The sequence below is a fragment of the Amycolatopsis sp. 3B14 genome (assembly GCF_050958625.1).
Lineage (GTDB): Bacteria > Actinomycetota > Actinomycetes > Mycobacteriales > Pseudonocardiaceae > Amycolatopsis_E > Amycolatopsis_E thermoflava.
The window spans coordinates 22,944-40,389 of record NZ_JBHZEN010000043.1 but is presented as its reverse complement, the minus strand read 5'-3'; the positions used below and the strand labels follow the sequence as shown (position 1 = coordinate 40,389).

At 67.3% G+C, this 17,446-nt stretch carries 19 protein-coding genes; 8 read left to right on the top strand and 11 right to left on the bottom strand.

The window, feature by feature from the left end:
• Nucleotides 1-9: 9 nt before the first annotated feature.
• Together ACCP09_RS23740 and ACCP09_RS23735 are read left to right on the top strand one after the other, a co-directional pair.
• Nucleotides 10-1,242, top strand: a complete 1,233-nt coding sequence (locus tag ACCP09_RS23740; RefSeq protein ID WP_433750304.1) for a hypothetical protein — start codon at nt 10-12, stop codon at nt 1,240-1,242.
• Nucleotides 1,229-1,951, top strand: a complete 723-nt coding sequence (locus tag ACCP09_RS23735; RefSeq protein WP_433750301.1) for a nucleotidyltransferase domain-containing protein — start codon at nt 1,229-1,231, stop codon at nt 1,949-1,951. Before ACCP09_RS23740 ends, ACCP09_RS23735 begins: the two co-directional genes overlap by 14 nt.
• Here ACCP09_RS23735 and ACCP09_RS23730 read toward each other — a convergent pair.
• The 6 genes from ACCP09_RS23730 to ACCP09_RS23705 all read right to left on the bottom strand — a co-directional run bounded on the left by ACCP09_RS23730 (nt 1,944) and on the right by ACCP09_RS23705 (nt 6,889).
• A complete protein-coding gene (locus tag ACCP09_RS23730; protein ID WP_123684537.1) occupies nt 1,944-2,267 on the bottom strand; it encodes a hypothetical protein in 324 nt (107 codons plus the stop codon). The two genes, ACCP09_RS23735 and ACCP09_RS23730, sit on opposite strands and share 8 nt — an antisense overlap.
• Nucleotides 2,268-2,284: 17 nt before the next feature.
• Nucleotides 2,285-3,085 carry a nucleotidyltransferase domain-containing protein gene (locus tag ACCP09_RS23725; protein WP_433750298.1) on the bottom strand — a complete coding sequence of 267 codons (801 nt, stop codon included), beginning with the start codon at nt 3,083-3,085 and terminating at the stop codon, nt 2,285-2,287.
• 53 nt (nt 3,086-3,138) lie between these two features.
• Nucleotides 3,139-3,963 (bottom strand): class I SAM-dependent methyltransferase, encoded by an 825-nt coding sequence (locus ACCP09_RS23720; RefSeq protein ID WP_433750295.1) that lies wholly within the window; start codon nt 3,961-3,963, stop codon nt 3,139-3,141.
• The gene (locus tag ACCP09_RS23715) at nt 3,960-4,415 is read right to left on the bottom strand and encodes a GbsR/MarR family transcriptional regulator (RefSeq protein WP_027933438.1); all 456 of its coding nucleotides are present in this window, start codon (nt 4,413-4,415) and stop codon (nt 3,960-3,962) included. The genes ACCP09_RS23720 and ACCP09_RS23715 overlap by 4 nt, the downstream gene beginning before the upstream one ends.
• A gap of 30 nt (nt 4,416-4,445) precedes the next feature.
• Nucleotides 4,446-5,387, bottom strand: coding sequence for an alpha/beta hydrolase (locus tag ACCP09_RS23710; RefSeq protein ID WP_433750291.1), 942 nt, complete (start codon nt 5,385-5,387; stop codon nt 4,446-4,448).
• 1,364 nt (nt 5,388-6,751) lie between these two features.
• On the bottom strand, nt 6,752-6,889 hold the full coding sequence (locus ACCP09_RS23705) for a hypothetical protein (protein WP_433750288.1): 138 nt from the start codon (nt 6,887-6,889) through the stop codon (nt 6,752-6,754).
• Nucleotides 6,890-7,398: 509 nt separating this feature from the next.
• Between ACCP09_RS23705 and ACCP09_RS23700 the strand changes: the two genes are divergently transcribed.
• Entirely contained in the window at nt 7,399-8,769 is a 1,371-nt protein-coding gene (locus ACCP09_RS23700) for a hypothetical protein (protein WP_433750285.1), read from the top strand.
• Here ACCP09_RS23700 and ACCP09_RS23695 read toward each other — a convergent pair.
• The 5 genes from ACCP09_RS23695 to ACCP09_RS23675 all read right to left on the bottom strand — a co-directional run bounded on the left by ACCP09_RS23695 (nt 8,759) and on the right by ACCP09_RS23675 (nt 12,153).
• Nucleotides 8,759-9,355, bottom strand: coding sequence for a GNAT family N-acetyltransferase (locus tag ACCP09_RS23695; protein WP_433750282.1), 597 nt, complete (start codon nt 9,353-9,355; stop codon nt 8,759-8,761). The genes ACCP09_RS23700 and ACCP09_RS23695 overlap by 11 nt on opposite strands.
• Nucleotides 9,342-9,650 carry a DUF1778 domain-containing protein gene (locus ACCP09_RS23690; RefSeq protein WP_433750279.1) on the bottom strand — a complete coding sequence of 103 codons (309 nt, stop codon included), beginning with the start codon at nt 9,648-9,650 and terminating at the stop codon, nt 9,342-9,344. Before ACCP09_RS23690 ends, ACCP09_RS23695 begins: the two co-directional genes overlap by 14 nt.
• A gap of 222 nt (nt 9,651-9,872) precedes the next feature.
• Nucleotides 9,873-10,685 (bottom strand): phosphotransferase, encoded by an 813-nt coding sequence (locus ACCP09_RS23685; RefSeq protein ID WP_433750276.1) that lies wholly within the window; start codon nt 10,683-10,685, stop codon nt 9,873-9,875.
• Nucleotides 10,682-11,350, bottom strand: a complete 669-nt coding sequence (locus ACCP09_RS23680; protein ID WP_433750273.1) for an HAD family hydrolase — start codon at nt 11,348-11,350, stop codon at nt 10,682-10,684. The genes ACCP09_RS23685 and ACCP09_RS23680 overlap by 4 nt, the downstream gene beginning before the upstream one ends.
• Complete coding sequence (locus ACCP09_RS23675) at nt 11,347-12,153, bottom strand: GntR family transcriptional regulator (protein ID WP_020418342.1); 807 nt, start codon at nt 12,151-12,153, stop codon at nt 11,347-11,349. The genes ACCP09_RS23680 and ACCP09_RS23675 overlap by 4 nt, the downstream gene beginning before the upstream one ends.
• Before the next feature lie 241 nt (nt 12,154-12,394).
• Here ACCP09_RS23675 and ACCP09_RS23670 point away from each other — a divergent pair, with 241 nt between their 5' ends.
• The 5 genes from ACCP09_RS23670 (at nt 12,395) to ACCP09_RS23650 (ending at nt 17,443) form a co-directional block, all read left to right on the top strand.
• Nucleotides 12,395-12,862 carry a hypothetical protein gene (locus tag ACCP09_RS23670; RefSeq protein ID WP_123684528.1) on the top strand — a complete coding sequence of 156 codons (468 nt, stop codon included), beginning with the start codon at nt 12,395-12,397 and terminating at the stop codon, nt 12,860-12,862.
• Nucleotides 12,863-13,158: 296 nt separating this feature from the next.
• Nucleotides 13,159-13,407: a winged helix-turn-helix domain-containing protein gene (locus tag ACCP09_RS23665; RefSeq protein WP_027935919.1), complete on the top strand. Its 249-nt coding sequence runs from the start codon at nt 13,159-13,161 to the stop codon at nt 13,405-13,407.
• Between the two features lie 483 nt (nt 13,408-13,890).
• Complete coding sequence (locus tag ACCP09_RS23660; RefSeq protein WP_433750502.1) at nt 13,891-15,438, top strand: FtsK/SpoIIIE domain-containing protein; 1,548 nt, start codon at nt 13,891-13,893, stop codon at nt 15,436-15,438.
• A complete protein-coding gene (locus tag ACCP09_RS23655) occupies nt 15,435-15,839 on the top strand; it encodes a hypothetical protein (protein ID WP_433750268.1) in 405 nt (134 codons plus the stop codon). Before ACCP09_RS23660 ends, ACCP09_RS23655 begins: the two co-directional genes overlap by 4 nt.
• Nucleotides 15,840-15,856: 17 nt before the next feature.
• Nucleotides 15,857-17,443 (top strand): replication initiator, encoded by a 1,587-nt coding sequence (locus ACCP09_RS23650; protein WP_433750499.1) that lies wholly within the window; start codon nt 15,857-15,859, stop codon nt 17,441-17,443.
• Nucleotides 17,444-17,446 lie beyond the last annotated feature (3 nt).

The following is a 17,446-nucleotide window of genomic DNA, read 5'->3' as shown; positions in this document are numbered from 1 at the left end:
CCAGAACCGATGGGCAAGCTGACCAACCGCGCCAGGGCGAAGGCCGACTACCTCTGGTTCATCGGTTCCCGCGAGTGGCCGGTGTTCGTCTCCGCGCTCGGCGTGCTGCTCGGCCTGGTCACGCTCGTGCCCAGCGCCGTCGGCATCGTGCTGTCGGTGATCGCGCTCGTGCTCGGCGTCCTTACCCTCACCCGCGACATCCGGATGCTCCGCGGCCGCTGGGCCGCCTGGGAGTTCGCCACGATCGCCGCACCGTTCCCGCACGCCGACGTCCCACCGCCGGCGAGCTACCCCGATGCCCGGTACCTCGAGGTGCCCGGACGCGGAACCGCCCTGGTCAGCGACGCCATCGACCGGGCACTGTGGACACAGCGGTTCCCGGTGGAGGTCGCGCCGGACCCCTACCGCCTGCCCGCCGAGCTGAAGGCGACGGCGCCGTACGTGTTGCCGCTGCGCGCGCACGGCCGGCTGCTGTTCAACGGCAGGGTCGTCGGGATGCGGGGCGAGCCGCTGCCGTCGGTCGGCCGCGGCGCGCCGATCCGGCTGCAGCGCACCCGGTTCTTCGACGCCCAGTGCTCCAACGAGCTGGCCACCCTGCGCATCGCCCGCCGGGACACCGACGAGGTCTTCGACCTGCGGCGGCAGATGATGGTCGACACCGCGGGCCGCCTGCACACGCTGGCCGAGAGCAGGCTGGCGGACATCGTCGGCGTGTCGACGGTGGCCGTCACGACCGACGGCTGGGTGCTGGTGGTGCTCCAGTCCAACCGGAATTCGGCCAGCCAGTCGCTGCTAGCCCCGTCGGGCAGCGGGTCGCTGGAGCCGCGTGACCTCGATGGTGACGACCTGCACGACGTCGTCCGCGCCGGGATGGAGCGCGAGCTGTGCGAGGAGACCGGGCTGCGCCGCGACGAGATCGTGCGCACGACGATCACCGGGTTCGCGCGCTGGATGGACCGCGGCGCGAAGCCGGAGTTCTTCGGGCTGACGGAGTTGTCCGCGACGCGGCAGGACCTCCTGGCCCGCAGGCCGAGCCGGTCGGAGCGCGAGTTCACGGCCGCGACACGGTTCGTGGAGGTCGACCTCGCCGGGTACGGCCGGGAACTGGCCGGCGGCGCGGACCTGCCGTCTCTGCCCGCGGTGCTCACCGACAGCGGTTCGGTGCCGCTGCTGCTGGCGTTGCGGGCGGCCGCGCGGTGGACGGTGAGCGCCCCGCGGGAGGAGGACCGTGTTCACCCCTGACAGCCGGTCGCGGCTGCGCGACTCGCTGATCGCGTCGGCCCGCTCGGACGACCGGATCAGCGGCGCCGCGCTGACCGGTTCCGCCTCGGTTGGACGAGAGGACCAGTGGTCGGACATCGACCTGGCGCTCGCGGTGGCGGCCGACCGCGATCAGGTCCTGGCCGACTGGACCGACCGGATGTACCGCGACCACGGCGCGGTCCACCACCTGGACCTCGGCGTGTTCCGGGTGTTCCTGCTGCCGGACACGCTGCAGGTCGACATCGCGTTCTGGCCGGAGTCCGAGTTCGGGCCGACCGGTCCGACATTTCGGACACTGTTCGGCAACCCGAACGAGCTGCCGCAGGTCTCGCCCCCCGCGGCGGAGCACGTGGTCGGGATGGCGTGGCTGTACGCGTTGCACGCGCGGTCGTCGATCGCGCGGGGCCGGGTGTGGCAGGCGGAGTACATGATCAGCGGCGCGCGGGACGAGGTGCTCGCGCTGGCCTGCCTGCGGCGCGGGGTGCGTGCGGTGCAGGGGCGCGGGATGGACGACCTGCCGGCCGAGGTCGTGGCGCCGTTCGCGGACGCCCTGGTCCGGTCGGTGGACCCGGCCGAGCTGCGGCGTGCGTTCGGGGTGGTCGTGGAGCTGCTGCTCGCCGAGGCCGGCCGTGTGGACGTGTCGCTAGCCGCCCGGCTGTCGGGGCCGCTGCGGGAGCTGGTCAGCTGACCTCGACGACGTGGAAGTAGCCGACCGGTTTGGGCCCCTCGCTGACCACGACCACCGTCCCGGGCTCGATGCGGTACGGACCCGAGTTCTCAACGACCAGCCAGCGCGCTTCGGCCGGCGAGACCAGCGCTCCGGCGACGAGGTTCCGGAGCACGAAGGACGCGAGGCCCGAGTAGGCGGTGTGCGGCGGCACGAAGGCATTGGCCGCGTAGAAGTCGGGGCGAGGTGGGCCGGTTTGCCGACCGCCCTGCTCCGGGGTGAGCCACACGACCCGCCCGCGGAACGGGAAGGGGTCGTCGGCAGGCTGGTTCACCACGGCCGTCAGTATGCCGGTCAGGGCCGGGGCACTCGTTCGCCGTGGGTGGCGGTGTACTCGGCGGCGAGCCAGGGGCCCAGGTCGTCGATCAGCATCTCCAGGACCGCGGGGTCGGCGGAGGGTGCGCGGGCGGTCACCGCGGCGGTGCGCATCTGGCCGAGTCGTTCGGGGTAGTAGCGGCCGAAGAGTTCGGCGGACCTGTCCAGGTCGCTCGTCCAGCCGCCCCAGTGGTGCATGACCAGCGTGAACCCGGTCCGCACGAGGCGGCGTGACACCGGCCGGCTCAGGGTCCGGCGGTCGTGGTCCGTCACCGCCGCGGCCGCGCGCGTGCGCCAGCCCGGGAGCAGCGCTGCGAGATTGCCGTTGGTCTCCCGCGCGAGCAAGGACGTTGGGCGGTAACGGGGCAGGTGCTCGGCGAGGTCGTCACCCAGGAGCGGCGTGCACAGGCAGGCGACGAAGAAGCCGCCGTCGTGGCGTTCGGCGTCGCTGAGCAGCGTACGGGCGTCGGCGAGCTGGATGCCGGCGCCGTTGATCTGGGGGAACGCACGGTCGAGGGCGGCCTCGATCCTCCTGGCATCAGCGCGATCGGCGTCGCTGGGCTCGTCGCGGAGGACGAGCAGGACGTCGAGGTCGGAGACCCCGGGGACGGCGGTGCCGCGCGGGATGCTGCCGTACAGATAGGCGCTGTGCAGGCGCGCGAAAGTCCCAGCGACGTGCGCCCGCAGCGCCTCGACGACGGGGGCGAACTCTGCGGAGATCCTTTCCAGAGAGCCCTCCCGCGCGATCGTCCCGTCCGGCGCCAGACCACGATCGTCCACCAGCTCACTGTGCCCCGCCGCGGGCGAGGATCGCAGCCGGGCCGGGGTGACGGTCAGAAGCGGTACCGGAGTATGCGGGTGCCTTGCCGGGACAGTGCGGCGCTGTGGCTGATGAGCCGGGTGGCCGCGCGCAGCGGCTGGGGGAAGTCCGCCACTTCCGGGGCGCGGGTGAGCAGTTGCTCTTCGACCAGGGTCAGGCCGGCGTTCCAGGTTTCGGGGGTGCGCGGGTCGTCGAAGCCCTGGGCGGCGGTGATGCCGATGGCCTTGATCGCCGGGTGGTATTTCATCGACCAGGCGGCGAAGCGGGTGTAGCCGTTGATGGCGAGCTCGCCGGTGTCGAAGTGCGCGGTGAGTTCGCGGGTCATCCGCTGGAAGGTGTCGCCGGGCAGGAACGGCAGCAGGCCCTCGGCGACGATCATGGCCGGCCGGTCGCGCGGCAGCGGGTCGAGCCAGCCCGGTTCGGTCAGGTCGACGCCGAGGCGTTCCGAGCGGTCCGGGAGCAGCTGGGTCCGCAGGGCGACGACGTCGGGGAAGTCGATGTCGTACCAGTCGACGCCGGCGGGCGGGTCGCAGCGGAGGACGCGGGTGTCGAGTCCGCAGCCGAGGTCGAGCACGACGGCGCGGGGGTGGGCGGCGACGAACTCCCGGACGGCATCGTCGAGTTTCTTGGCGCGTAGGGCGGTGCCGCAGATGAGGCTGGGTTTGAGCTTGAGCCGGGCGAAGTCGTAGTCGATCGTGTCGGCGAGCGCGGCGGAGTCGGCGTCACCGAGGATCGGGTGGGGAAGTTTGCTGTCCAGCGCCCTCGCGTAGAGGGTGAGCAGCAGGGTCTCGCGGAGCGGATCCAGGTCTGGTCGCAGGCGTTGCACGAGGGTCCTCACGGTTGCAGGGGGTTGCGGGCGGCGATGTCCCGCAGCCAGGTCAGGGCGCGTTGGGCGGAGCGGATGCGCTGGGCGTCGAGGCCGTTGCCACTGGCCAGCGCCATGCCTTCGTCGGCGATGTCGTCGAAGGCGCTGAGGCCGTCGAGCTTGCGCTGGACCACCTTGTGCCAGGCGTCGTCCTCGATGCGGTAGTAGGTGGTGCGGTCGCCGGGCACCCGCACCTTGCGGATGAGCCCGATGGTGGCCAGAAAGCGCATGTTCGAGGTCAGCGAAGCGCGGCTGGCCTGGATCGCCTCGGCGATCTCGCCCGCGGAGCGCTCGGGCGGGTCGCAGATCATCAGCAGGCCGAGGATGCGCCCGGTGATCGGCGGTAGCGCCCACTCCTCCACGCAGAAGGTGGCGACCCGCTCCACCCACCGCAGCACGTCGTCCTGGTTGTCCTGATTGGACATGCGCTCCTCCTCGGCTGACTCGTCGCGGCGTCACTGTGTCATGGCGGCAACCGAGTCGCGGGTGGGTGTCGGGGTGACTGTGGCGAGCCGGGTCCGGCGCAGGTAGCGGTCGAACCAGTCCACGGCCAGCGCCATCGCCTCGTCGAGACCCGGACCGGTGTAGAGGCCGAGGACGTCGTAGGGCAGCACCTCCAGCCGTTTCGGCTCGCCGGCCCTGGCGAACGCGCTCTGCGCCTCTTCGAGCATGTGGTACGGGTCCCACCCGCCGTTGGCGATCATCAACAGCGGGGTGGGCGACAGCCGGTGGATGAGGTCCTCCGGCGCGAAGGTGAGCAGGTGTTCGGTGGAGTCGAGGGTCTTCTCGTTGCGGTAGCTGGGGAACATCTCGGCGGCCAGGTCCGGCGTGTCCCGCACGGTCTCCCCGTCCAGGCTCAGGTGCGGGACCCGGGCACTGGCCCCGCCCTCGTAGCGGCGCCGCCAATCCTCGTCCAGCCGGTCCCGCAGCGCCTGCACACCGGCGCGCCCGCGCAACCGCTCCAGGTACCGCCAGCCGTTCCACACGCTGGGGCTCTGCACCACGACGCACTTCACGCGCCGGTCGAGAACCGCGGCCTGGACCGCGACCGAGCCCCCGACGCTGACCCCCCACAACCCGATCCGCTCCGCGTCCACCTCCGGCCGGCTCTGCAGGTAGGAGATCGCGCTGCGGAAGTCCTCCACCTGGCGCTGCGGATAATCCTGGCCACGGGGGTCGCCCTCGCTGGCACCGACCGTGCGGTAGTCGATCGCCAGCACCGCGAACCCGGCGCGCACGAAGTACGGCGCGAACACGGCCAGTGCTTCCTTGACCATCACCCCGCTGTGCCCCAGCACCAGACCGGGAACCGGGGCGTTCGCGTCCGGTAAGTACAGGTCAGCGGCGCACGCGGTCCCGAGACTGTTGAACATCACCTGCACCGGACGCGGAGCCATCGCCGCCACCTTCCTACTGGACGCTAGTTGTTTCAGTCTGGACTGAAATGACTAGCACCGTCAAGCCTCACGTCGTCGAGGTCGGCCGCGGAGGCTGCGCATAGGTACTGGTGGGGCGCCGATCTCCACGCGGCTTCGGTAGCGGTACCGGGGTCCGGGGCCGAGTCCGTTGGGCCAAGGATGGTGATGAGGTGATCTCCTCGCGGCGCGGGTTCGCCCCTGCCAGCCCTCGGTCGTGTCCTCCCCTGATCTCCGAAGCGGCGCCGGGCGTTCTCTAGATGCAGTACCAGCAGTCGCAGGGACGCCCGGATTCGCTCCCGCGTGCGGCGAGGTGCCGTACCGGCAAGAGCGCCTCGACCCGTTCTGCGGCGGTGAGTTCAGGGAAACGGCCAGTCGCACCGTGCCATGTCGCAGGCCACCATTCAGGACCTTCATCGGGGGCGAGGTCACCGTGCCGCTCGGCGTTGATGAGCAGGGTGTAGAGCGGATGGTCGGGCCAGTGGTTGAGACGGAGGACCCACCATTGGCCCTGGAGGTATGCCGCCTGAGGGAAGCAGGCGTCGCCAGTCGCCTTCCAGCGGACGAGCTGGCCTCGTTCTCGATCTCGTAGCGGCACCGGTCCAGTGTGAGCGGTTGCGCAGCACTCGGGCTACGAGAGGCCAAGGACAGCGACGCCGACGAGCGACTCGCGGACCGCCCCTCCCGGCGACGGCTAATGGCCCGCTAATGGCACGCGACCCGGGTTGATCAAGAGACGACGAAGGCCCAGGTCCGGAGTAGACACCCGCTGACCTGGGCCTTCGCACTAAGAGCGGATGACGGGAATCGAACCCGCGTTCTCAGCTTGGGAATCATGCTGGCCGCGCTGGAGATCGCCCCTGACCTGCGGTTCGTCGTGACCGCGGGGTGTCTCCGTTGACCGTGGTTGACCGCCCCTAATGGCCCGCTAATGGCCCGACGGGTGGCGCTCCCACCTGCACACTTCCGGCTGAGGTGATCTCCTCGCGGCGCGGGTTCACCCCTGCCAGGCCGGGTGGTGCCGGTCAAGGGTCTGCCGAAGGCCGCGAAGCGCCCTTGACCGGTGCCGGCCGGGCTGGCAGCCCTCGGGCGCGCCGTGAGGAGGTCACCGGTCGTGACCTTCCCTGATCTTCGAAGCGGTGCCGGGGTCCGGGGCGGAGCCCTGGAAGGATCGCTTAAATGTACGTATGGCGGGGTCGCAAGTCAGCCAGGGTGGCGCCAAGGAGTCGCGGCTAGTACAGCTGGCGGTCCGTGCGCTTCAAGACGCCCTTCGCCGCCTTCGTCTGGAGCGCCACGACGTCGACAAGGCCTATGCGCCGACCGGCGAGACCTTGTTCTGGCTCGGATCATGCGACGAAGGTCTTCAGGACCTGCTCGGCGACCGTTATCGGGCGGCCAGGCAGGGCGATCCCGAGGGGCAGTTGATCGCTGGAATCCGGTGGGCCAGAAATCGGATGACGCATCAACGTGCCATCGTCATCCAACGGAACCACGGTAGTGAACTTGGCACGTGGGTCCTTGGCCAAGGCAGGCTTGGCACGCGGGACGAGATGTACTGGGCCACTGCCGACGGTGTCCCGACAGACCCAAGGTACGACCGCGGACGGGATGTGTATGAGAACCAGCTTGCGGGTCAACCGGTGATACCAACGGCCGAGGCGGCTGTTCGATGGATACAGAAGGCGGCGTCCCCGGTCGGATTAGACGGCACGCCTTGACGGCAGATGTCGGGACCGCCGGCCGGAGCGGAGCGGAAGGCCGTGCGGATCCCGACGCGGCCCGCTTGCGGGCCGCTCTTGATCCCATAGAGCCAAGTTCGGCAGACACACTCGCATTGCTCATGTCGCTGAAGGCGACGCCCGGGGAGTGTCGCCCGGTCGGCGCAGAGCACGTAACGATTTGAACAGTGTGATAACGCGAAGATCGTTCACGGAGATACAAGAGACGTTGTGCTGTGGGACGCCGTCGATGACATCCCGTCTCTGGAGGAACGTTGGACGACGATCTTGTCGCGACCGCCGCTCGATACTTCGCGGAAGCTTGTGAGCGTTCTGGGCACACACTTGGGCGACGGGACGGACAGGAGTGCCGCTGTGGCCAACTTGCAGACCGGCTAGAGGGCGAACGTCAAGCAAGATTTGAAGCCGAGACCTACGACGTTTCGAAGTACCAATTGCAAGCTTCTGGCGTCGACGAATTCCCCACTCTAGAGTGGCCCGCCCCTGCACTTATACGGACTGTAACCGACGACCTTACCACACCGCCCTGGCTTGCGAAGAATCCTCAACGCAGAATGGTGAAACTTACGTCAGCGCTGGCAAGGATAGGCGAGCGTGGACTTCCTCCTGACGCGCTAGTGCGGATCGGGCTGCGAAGAAGAATCAAATTCCAGATCACGTCGTTGGTAATTGGATTTTATCGAGAGCAATTCCCCGACGAGTTGGTTGACAAACTACCAGAGGATCTTCAACAATGGCTCAGGCTCGCCTCGGATTGCATGGACACCGCCGACAGCACTGGCGCAGGGCGCGATGATTCCTGGCTGCTAAATTTACTTCCGAACATTGAACAGGGGCGGTTCGCCCAAAAGCTAGCTAATTGGATAGATTACGCGTGCATGCGAGACCTCGTAGCATGGAGACTAGAGGCGGAGCCGCACGGAGGGCTGGACGAGGAAGACCTTAATATCCGCGGCGGCCACGAAGCGATCCATTGGATAGTCGACAGGTTCTCCCATACGCATTACCGAGAATGGTATAGGACTTCATTATATTGGGAGTTGCGATTTGCGAGCAATCCTGAATCAACCGCAGCAGAGGCTGGTGTTCCGTTGACGTTGCTAGCGCAACGCCCCTCGCACACTGGCCTACTGGTTGAGTCCATTGTGTCGCGTGCATCGTATGCTCTTGACCATGAAACGTTGATAGGTGACATATCGCGTGACGAATTGCTGTCACACATTATGCACCTTTTACAGAATAAGTTTTTCGATCAAGCAATCAATGTACTTCGCGCGGTCCTCGACCGGTACCCCGGGTTGTCACAGGCGCGTTGCATGCTCGCGTTCTGCCTTACGCCAGTGGATCCCATGCAAGCACTCGACGAGCTGGCTCGGTGCGAACCAGACGCACGTACGCCCGAACAGCTCCTAAGAATCAACAGAGCCGCCGCGCTTTGGCGCGCCGGCAAACGTCGCGATGCACTGGAGTCGCTCACCATAGACACTACATTCACCGACAACGGTGTTTTCATCCTGTGGCAGCCTGAAGATTTGGCCAGCGAGGTCGATGCAAAAGGAATCAGGATGAACAGGTACGCGCCAAAGAAATGGGTCCACCAGGCGCGCACCCTGCTCAGCGGTTAAGGTCTGGAGCTTCTGCCGATTCCTGAACCGGCGAGCTGTTCGCCTCGGCGCCAGCTCGTATCAAGTGGATGGGAATCATGAGGTGCAGCGGATCGGTTGGAGATTGGAATAGGTCCGCGTGCTTCATGTAGAACCTACGGGCATCTTCGTCCCGTGCGTGAATTAGAAATGCCCGCACCCCGACCGATTGTGAAAGCGCTACTGCGCGTTGCAAAGAATCTGCAAAAAGCGCAGCTCCAATGCCCCGCTCTTGATACTCCCAGTCGACAGCGAGTCGCGCAAGCAAAACGCACGGCACATCAGCAGGAGGCGAGTTGCCGGCCACCTCGCTTGGCACGTTCTGCTTGCTGACGCCAGCAACGGTGATAGCGTAGTAGCCGACAACTCGGCGCTCGGCCGTGGTTGTCACATATGTGACTGCGTTGTTAGCCTTCTGGTTCACTCTCGCAAACTGCGAGAGCCATTCATCTAGTTCTTCCGCCCCGCTCTGAAAACCATTAACTTCGTCCCTCTTGTCCAATTTTCGCGGAAAACAGAAGTCTTCCTTCGAGCGATCTTCACCCTGATTGCCGCTAGTCCTGGTCATCACGGTCCACAAAGGGGCTAGGTCGGCTAAAGAGGGCGCGCAGCTTTGGCATTTCTCTGACGGGTGTGTCCAGAAGTCTCTGGAACTCCTCCCAGCGTTCATCCTCCAGTACGAACCATCTGCGGTCCGTTAAAACGCGTTCCGCCTGAGTGACGGCTGAGTCGAGTATGAAATCTGTAAGCGAACGGTCGGTCGCTGCGGCCGCTTGGCGGAGAAGGCTCTCTTGACGACTCGTCGCCCTCAGGTTGATCCGCCCCTCACGCGGCGCTCGCTGAGGAGCTGTCTCCGGTGACATGGCATCCTTCCCTTCAGTCTGTACGTACGCAGTACATACGTCGGCTGGGGACCCGTATAGTTACACCCCACAGAAGGGTGACATGCCGACTGTGTCCGAACCGTTACCAAACCCTGTAACGTTGCTGCGAACGAGGTACACTCGCTAGGTCTAGACCCTCCGTTGCAGCCTGCCGACGAGGGTTGGTCACCTAGCCACCGAGCGAAGAAGACATCTGGCTGGTTAGACGCGTCCGGCACATGCGATTGCCTCCCACCGACTCACGCGCTCGCGGTCCAGGTCGCTGTGCTTGACCATCCTGCTGCCAACCCCTGGGCGCGACAGCAGGCGCTCGAACTTGTACGCAATCACGGCGGCGTCGTACTCGGGTTCGCCTTGCATGCCGCGGGGGTCGATGAGCTTCCACTGACCGTGGGGGCCTGCTAGGACGTTCCAGGGTGAGGCGTCGCCGTGACAGAGGCTGGGGCGCATGTCTGCGGCGAGCTCGTTGAGGAGTTCGAGTGCGTGGGCTCGCTCGGTCTTCGGGGCTACCTGCTCGCCGACTGGGAGTTCGGTGAGGTTGTCGTCGGTGAGGCGGTCCCGGAGCCAGTCGGTGATGAGTGGCAGGTCTGGCGACGGGGCGGGTTGGCCGGCCATCGCTCGGAGGGGGCGGGCCAGGGCCTCGATGTCGAGGGTTGCCGGGTCGGCATCGGCGAGTGGGGTTCCGGGGACGACCTGCTCCATGACCGTCCATGAACCGGTGTCGGTGCTCGACGTGAGGTGGATCTTCGGGCCCACGTCGAGGCGGCCCAGGGCTTCGGCGACGGTGGCTTGGTCGAGGGCGGCCGGGTCGGGTGAGGCTCGGAAGATGAGCGGGCCGTGCGGGCTGGTCGCACTGACCACGAAGGCGTACCGCGCTGGTAGGACGCGTTGGGGTGTCGCCGAGTGCTGGCGGGTCAGTTCGTCGAGTTCGGGGCCGATGCTGGTCAGCCAGGCGTCCGCGCGGTCGGACCATCGTGCTCGCACGGAGTTGGCGAGCTTGTCCGGGACCCTCACCGCACCGCGGCCAGATCGGTCAGTACTTCGGTGATCGCGTCGGCTCCGGCGCTGGTGAAGCGCTCGCGCTTGCCTGGTTTGTTGGCGTAGCCGATCGACAGGACACCGGCGGCCTTGGCTGCTTCGATGTCGGTCAGGGAGTCGCCGACAAAGACGCATCGCTCCGCCGGGAGGCCCAGTCTGCGGACGGCCTGGTTCAGGAGGTGCGGGCGTGGCTTGAGGAGCTGGACGTCTGCGCTCTCTCGGGCGGATACCACGTTGACCAGCGGGCGGAGGCCGTAGAAGTCGAGGTACGCGCTGATGGCGGCGGCGCTGTTGTTGCTCACGATCGCCAGTGGCCGGCCGGAACCGTGCCAGGCCTGCATGAGCTCGTGAGCGCCCTCGGTCGGCGCTGCGGTGGTCATCGCCTCGACCTCGTGGGCGGTGAACGCGGCTTCGACGTATCGGGCGTCGTCGTCGCTGAGTGAGGCGGCGTATTCGAGCACGTCGAAGGGGTCGCTGCTGCTCGCGACGGGCTCGGGTGACGCATGTCCGGCGTCGGCCAGGACGGTGCGGAGCTGTTCGGCAACGACGGGCGCGGGAATTCCGGCGAAGACCGAGCACACCGGGCCGTCGAAGTCGAGCAGGAGCGCTCCGGCTTGGTCCAGCAGCTCCGCGGCCGTCATCGTTGGAAGTCCTTGCCGACGCTGGACCACATGCTCTCGAACCACGTCTTGGCCTGCTCGACGTACTGCGATCCGGTCGACGTGTCGTCGTCGTTCGCCGAGTGGTGGAACAGGATCGCGTCCTTGCCCATCAGGTCGTACATGGCCTCGGTTTGGCCGTCGTAGCTGATGACGTGCTCGCGCACTGGGTAGAAGCCGAAGAACGCTTCCTCGTCGTTGATCAGGTAGAGCTTGAACGTCGGTGGCACGTTGTGCACCCGGATCTCGGCCGATGCCTCGTTGATCAAGCCCAGGTCGGCGAGTTCGGTCACGGAATCGACGATCGCGAGCGTGTTCCGGCGCATGATCTCTTCGGCCCGCTTGCGGAAGACCGGGCTGTCTGTGCGCTCGTCCACGGTCACCGGCAGCGTCCAGGGCTGCCTCGGATCGGGCACGAGCAGGCGAACCCGGATCGACTCGGGACGGAGCCGGCCGATGCGGATCTTGTCCAGCGGTTCGGCGATGACGCCGTGCAGGGTCTCGCCGGAGAAGCCCGCGAAGTCGACGGTCACGTGCTGGGCCTCGAACGCGCGCTCGATGTGCGGGCGGAGGCCGATGGGTCGTTCGGTGCGCTCTCGGACGAACACGCCGCTGCCCTGGCGGGAGACGATCAGGCCCTCTTCGCGCAGCTCACGCAGGGCGTTCTGCACGGTCATGGGGGCGACGTTGTAGGTCTTCGCCAACTCGTTCCGCGAGGGCAGCTTGTCGCCCGGGCTGAACTTCTTCGTCAGGATCGCAGCGCGGAGAGCATTCGCCACCTGCACGTACGGCGGCCTCGGGTCATCCGGATCGAGTGGCACGAGACTGCCTCGCTTCCTGCGGATCTACTGACTTACGGAGTTACTGACCCTGTAAGTCTCGCGCATGCCGCGCCAACCCGTCTAGGCCACCTAGTCGCCTAGCCTGATTCCCTCTTGCTTGACTTGTCTAGCCAGGCTGGCTAACCTATCCCTGTCAGCCACGATAGGCAGCGCCGACTGAGGCGCCGACCAGGAGGAACAGGCAATGGCGGTACCGCGCGGAACGCGCTTCGAGATCGAGCACGACATGGTCTTCCCGGAAGGAGCGGCGATCGTTGGTCCGGTCACACCGGACATGGAGTACGTCTCGAACGAGGACAAGGCCCGGGGCAAGCAGCCCAAGCAGAAGATCGACGAGCAGACCGGTCTGCCGCAGTGGAAGGTCACGGTGACCGACCCCTCTGCCGAGAAGGACCGGGACAAGTCGGTCACGGTGACCCTGCTCGACAGGGTCCAGCCGGTCCCGCCTCCGGCGGTGATGCAGGGCTTCGACTTCCGACCGGTCCTGTTCGAGGGCCTGACCGTGGAGCCGCGGGTCATGGGCGAGAAGTTCAAGTACCAGGGGTGGGCGCTGCGGGCGACCGGGATGCGGGAGCCGAAGGGCGCGACCAACTCCCGGCCCACCCAGAACAAGGGTGCCGGCCAGGGCTCGAGTGAGCAGAAGGCCGCCTGATGGTGGGGCGACCGTCGCGTGAGGCGGTCGCTCGGTGGAACACCGCGTATGCCGAGCAGACAGCCGCACTGTTCGCCGCGATGCGAGCAGCCGCCGATGACGTGGCGGCAGTGCGGCGTCTCGCTCAGGCATACCACTCCGTCGCCGAGGCGTGGCGAGTCCTCGCGGAGGACCTGGGGGCACCGTTGTGGGCTCGCCACGCAGCATCCGTAGCCGCCGAGGAGTTCGAGCGCAGAGCACGACTCGAAGCACGGCGCGCAGATTCCATCCAGTCCTGACACCAAGAGGGGGCAGTTGTGCCCACAGTTCCGAATGACCTGGTCGGCTACGTGTACGAGTGGCTGGCCGATGACATCGCAGCGCGGATCGCCTCGGGCGAGCTGCCTCCGCGAAGTGCGCTGCCCAACGAACGTCGTCTCGCCGAGGAGTACCGCGTCTCCCTGGGCACAGCGAGGCACGCGGTCGAGATCCTCCGTGAACGCGGCCTGGTGACCACGATTCGCTCCAAGGGCACGTTCGTGGTCGAGCGCGAGACCAACCGCTGAAACCTTGATGACGTAGCAGAAGGGAGGTGATCGCAGTGGCACACAAGGTGCGGCGCAAGTGGCTCGTTCGGCGACGCTGCTGGGTCTGCGGGCATTCGCAGCGGGTCCTGCGCAACAGGGTGCACGTGTGCCGGAAGTGTTCCCGACAAGCAACCGAAGGACTCTAAGGGGTCCACAAGCGACTGAAAACGCGCGCCATGTCGTGCGGCGATGAAGCACGCCCTCATTCGGGCTCTCGAACCGTACGGCGCAGAAGCGGAAACCGGCTGCCAACCTCTTGCCGCTCCTGCGCTGTCCACACCTCACGGAGTAGACAGTGGAAACGCTAGCCAATGCTGGCGGGCACGTGTCAAGCGGGGTCACCCGGACGCGCTGCGCCGCATGCAAGAAGTTCGCCCGCCTCGCTCCCGGCGACACCGAGTGCGCCACCTGTGCGGGATGGCTGGATCTCCCGATCACCGCACGGAAGGCCGGTGGTCGGCGGTGAACGCACACACCTTCGGAGTCCTGTTGCTCGGCAGTGCCGGCCTCGCCGGTGTTGTCTGGGTGCTCCAGAAGCTCGGGAAGGCACTCGCCTCGATCGCGGAAGCCCTCGCCGCTGCTGCAGTGGTTTTCCTTGCCCTGTGGTGGGTTCTCAAGGGCGCGGTCTGGGTCGTCAAGGAGATCCTGACGCATCCGCGGACCACGCTCGCTGTGCTCGCGGTAGCGGCATGGTGCATGTGGCTGGGCTGGATGTCGCTGGCGGTGACTGGTCTCGTCATCGCGACGGGACTGCTGACCTGGCGGAGCTTCCACCTGGTTTCCTTCGACCAGTGGGCCGGGCGCGCGCTGCGCTCGTGGTGGTTCCGCTGGGCGCTCTACATGCCCAAGCTGCCGGAGTGGCTGCACGCCTGCGGCCTGAGCGTCAAGGACGACACCGTGCCGGTCGATCTGACCGTGACGCTCGTCGGGCGGAAGAAGATCACGCGTGACCAGCGGCGGCCCGGGGTCCGGTTGCCCAAGGTCCGGCGGGTGCGGTCGGGTGCCTCGTGGGATGAGGTGCGGGTCGAGCTGGTGCCGGGACAGAAGCCCGAGGACTTCGACGAGGCTGCGCGGGAACTCGCCGTGGCGCGCAAGGTCGCCCGGTGCCAGGTGCGGGAGCTGGCTCCCAACGTGGTATCCATCGACTTCCAGCGCCGGGACCTGCTCGCCACTCCGGTGCCCTGCCCGCAGTTCACCGAACTGGACGCAGTGGATCTGCGGCGTGCCTGGGCCGGGCGGACCGAGTACGGGCAGGACTGGCACCTGCCGTTGTACGGCTCGGGGAGCCACACGCTCACGGCCGGCGCTTCGGGTGCGGGCAAGAACTCGGTGATGTGGTGCCCGCTCGCGTCGATCGCCCCAGCGATCCGGGACGGGCTTGTCCGCGTGACTGGCATCGACCCGAAGGGGATGGAACTCGCTTACGGGCGCGGCATCTTCCACCGGTACGCGGTGACGCCGAAAGACGCGCTCGAAGTCCTGGACGAGCTGGTGGCCGCAATGGATGCCCGTAAGCGCGAGTTTGCCGGGCGGGTCCGGACGGTGCCGGTGAGCATCGAGAATCCGCTTGAGCTGCTGGAGTTCGACGAGATCGGCGCTCTGACCAAGTACACCGATCGGAAGACGCGTGAGCAGATCATCGAGAAGGTGGCTCTGCTGACCACGCAGGGCCGGGCGCTCGGGTTCACCGTCCGCGGCTACGTGCAGGAGCCGACGAAGGACACCGTTCCGGTGCGGGAGCTGTTCCCCCGCCGTATCTGCCTGCGGGTCACCTCGAAGTCGCACGTTGGGATGGTCCTCGGCGACCAGGCGTACGAGCGGGGTGCTTGGGCCAACCGCATCGGCGAGTCCGAAGCGGGCACCGGATACGTGTGGGGTGAGGGCATCCGTGAGCCGCTGCGGGTGCGGGCTGGCTGGGTGCCGGATGAAGCGGTCAAGGCGCTCGAAGCGTTCGTGACCGGCGGGGCTGTCGTGCCGTTCCGCGGCCCTGAGGGCGGTGTTGCGGCATGAGGACTGCCTTGGAGACGTTGACTCGGGCGTTCTGGGGGCACCTGCGGGACTTTCCGCTTCCGGAGCCGTGCCGGGTGACGCTGCACCCGGGCGTGCCGGAGATCCAAGTGCAGGTGGCTCCCGGTGAGGCCGGCACGCATCTCGCCGAGCTGCTGCTGTGGGCCTACACGCTCGACCAGGTCACCGCGACGTGGTGGCGCACCGAGCAGAACAACCTGCACATCACGATTCGCGGTCGGTCGCAAGGCGGGGCGCAATTCCTCGTGTACGGCGGGGTTGCGTGGCGGCACTGCGGCGGCTTGGTGCAGCTCGCGAACGGTGCGCGCGAGGGCGTCTCGATCGATGAGCTGTACACGTTGCGGGTGCTGCTCGACGAGCAGGCGGTGGAGGTGGCCGCGTGAGCACTCGTGCTGAGCGGATGCGGCTGCCGCTGTCCACCGAGGTCATGAAGGCCACGGCGGAGAAGCACGGGGTGTGCGTGCGGCCGTTCACGATGGAAGTCGGTGACCCGGAGACCGGCGAGCTCCGCTACGTAGCCGTGCCGTGCGGCTCGACGGTGGAGAGTGTCTGCGCGCCCTGTGCGAAGAAGGCGAAGGCTTTGCGGATGGCGCAGTGCCGGGAGGGCTGGCACCTGACCGAGGAACCGGACTTCACTCCGGCCCCGCCCACGGCTGAGCAGAAGGGGTTGATGGAGTTCCGCGCGGATCTGGTGGCGCGGTATCGGGAGGCGGTCGAGCACGGGGAGGAGGGCCAGGCCGACGAGTTGCGGGAGGAGATCCGCGGGGTCGATGAGGAACTTCGGCAACTCGGCATGCGCGGCCGGTTGCCCTCGCCGGATCTGCCGGGCAAGCGGCCGGTGAAGCGGTCGACCAAGCGGCGGCAGGACGCGCCCAACCTGCCGCGGAAGAAGGTCGCCAAGACCACAGTGGGCCGGGAGTACGCGGGGAAGTTCCGGCCGTCGATGTTCGTGACGCTGACCTGCGACACCTACGGCCGGGTGCGGGACGACGGGACACCGGTCGACATGGCGACCTATGACTATCGGCGGGCGGCGCGGGATGCGGTGCACTTCGCCTCGCTGGTGGATCGGTGGTGGCAGAACCTCCGCCGGGTCGTGGGCTGGGATGTCCAGTACTTCGCCACGGTGGAGCCACAGAAGCGGACGGCCCCGCACCTGCACGCGGCGCTGCGGGGGTCGATCCCGCACGAGGTCATCCGCCAGGTCACCCAAGCTACCTACCACCAGGTCTGGTGGCCCCGGCACGACGGGCTCATTTATGGCGGGGACCGGTTGCCCGTGTGGGACGCGCGGGTGAAGGGGTTTGTGGATCCGGAGAAGCACGAACCCCTGACGCCGTGGGAAGAGGCGGTGGAGGAGGCCGAGGAACCCGCCCACGTGGTGACCTTCGGGCGGCAGGTGCACTCCAAGGGCATCCTCGGCGGCAGCGAAGAAGCCGGACGCCACATCGGCTACCTGACCAAATACCTCACCAAGAGCACCGGCGAGGTGGTCGAGGCCACGAGCGCCCGGCAGCGGGAACACCACGACCGACTCCACGCCGAACTCGCCATCACCCCGTGTTCGCCCCGCTGTGCCGTGTGGCTGCTCTACGGGGTGCAGCCGCTCGGGGCCTCCAGCCGGATGACCCCAGGGCACTGCAAGGGGCGGGCGCACCGCCGTACCACGCTTGGGCTCCCCGGCCGGCGGGTGCTCGTCTCGCGCAAGTGGTCGGGCAAGTCCCTCGCCGACCACAAGGCCGACCGCAAGGCGTTCGTCCGGAACATGCTCGCCAACGTCGGCATCGTCAAACCCGAGGAAGACACCTCGCGCCTGATCTGGCGCAAAGTCCAACCCGGCGACCGCGACGCACCACCACGCGCCCACCTGCTCATGCGCGCCATCTCCGAGCGGATCACCTGGAAGGCCGAGTACGACCGCGCACTACTCGCCGCAGGGCCACCGCCAGGGGAGCCAGAAACTTCGGCAACTCCGCAAGCAGCCTGATCA